Origin of the sequence: Micromonospora sp. U56, assembly GCF_018070095.1 — a bacterium.
Lineage (GTDB): Bacteria > Actinomycetota > Actinomycetes > Mycobacteriales > Micromonosporaceae > Micromonospora > Micromonospora purpureochromogenes.
Window position 1 is genome coordinate 1 of sequence record NZ_JAGPYL010000255.1, and the last position, 1,397, is coordinate 1,397.

Genomic DNA, 1,397 nt, shown 5'->3' on the forward strand with positions numbered 1-1,397 from the left:
CTGCCCGGCGGATCACCGTCGGTGGCACGACACAGGCTTGTCGCGTGGCTTTTATCCAACGACCGCCAAGAAATCCGAGTAGAACAGGCCCAGGCCGACCGCCACGCAGACGCCGGCCACGATCCAAAACCGGACCACAATATTGATCTCGCTCCATCCGGCCAACTCGAAGTGGTGGTGCAACGGCACCATCCGGAAGACACGTCTACCGGTGGTCCGGAACGAGACGATCTGGATCACCCAGGTCGTCGTGATGATGACGAAGAGCCCGCCGATCATGATCGAAAGCAGCGTGGTGCGGGTTGCCACCGCGAGCCCGCCGATCAGGCCGCCGAGCCCGAGCGAGCCCACGTCACCCATGAAGATCCGCGCCGGGGACGTGTTCCACCACAGGAAGCCCACGCAGGCGCCGGCCGCCGCCGCCGCGATCATGGCGATCTCCAGGGGATCCCGGACCTGGTAGCAGTAGTCGTTCACGCGGGCGTACGCCTCGTCGGCGCACCAGTGCCGGTACTGCCAGAACCCGATCAGCGCGTACGCGCCGAGCACCAGGATCGACGCACCGGTGGCCAGGCCGTCGAGGCCGTCGGTGAGGTTCACGCCGTTCGACATCGCTGTGATCACGAAGACGAACACGATCACCGCGCCGACCTTGCCGACGTTGAGCCAACTGATGTCGCGGATGAGCGAGATGTGCTCGCTGGCCACGGTCTGGCCGTTGGTGCTGGCGACGTAGAGCGCGGCGATGCCGAAGCCGCCGCCGACGATCACCTGGCCGAGCAGCTTGCCTCTGGCGGACAGGCCATCGGAGTTGCGCTGGCGCACCTTGAGGAAGTCGTCGAAGAAGCCGACCGCGCCGCAGAAGACGAACAGCCCGAGCAGCACCAGGGCCGTCATGGTCGGCCCCTCCTGCGCAATCTGCCGTTCCGGGAGGGTGGTCAGGGCGATATGCCCGGCGACGTAGGCGAAGACCGTCGCCACGATGAAGACGACGCCGCCCATCGTGGGCGTGCCCTTCTTGCCCTGGTTGCTGGCGAGCCCGATGGATCGGATCGGCTGGCCGGCCTTGAGCGCGGTGAAAACGCGAATCGCCACCGGCGTGCCGAACAGAGAGATGATGAACGCGACCGCGGCCGCGACGATGACCGCCCTCACGGGCGAACCTCCACGAGATCCGGATTTCTCACGGCGTCCCCACCGAGCTTCCAGATCAGCGCCTGACGTATCGACCTGAGCTGGCCGTGCAGATAGTCCTTAGCGAAATCATCGATCACGAGGCACGAGCTTGCCATCCGACGGCGAGCGGAGCAGCCCTGGACCTCACAGCGCCGTGGTTCGTAACTCGCCAACACGAATCCGACGACCATCTTGCAGCGCCAGGCCCGAGGTTCAACTTG

At 65.6% G+C, this 1,397-nt stretch carries 1 protein-coding gene and 1 pseudogene; both read right to left on the minus strand.

What is annotated here, in order from left to right:
• Positions 1-51 precede the first annotated feature (51 nt).
• The gene (gene mraY, locus KBX37_RS33840; protein ID WP_210779883.1) at positions 52-1,155 is read right to left on the minus strand and encodes a phospho-N-acetylmuramoyl-pentapeptide-transferase; all 1,104 of its coding nucleotides are present in this window, start codon (positions 1,153-1,155) and stop codon (positions 52-54) included.
• Positions 1,152-1,397 (minus strand): annotated as a pseudogene (locus KBX37_RS35135) (hypothetical protein); the annotation flags it as partial. The pseudogene KBX37_RS35135 and the gene mraY, both read right to left, overlap by 4 nt.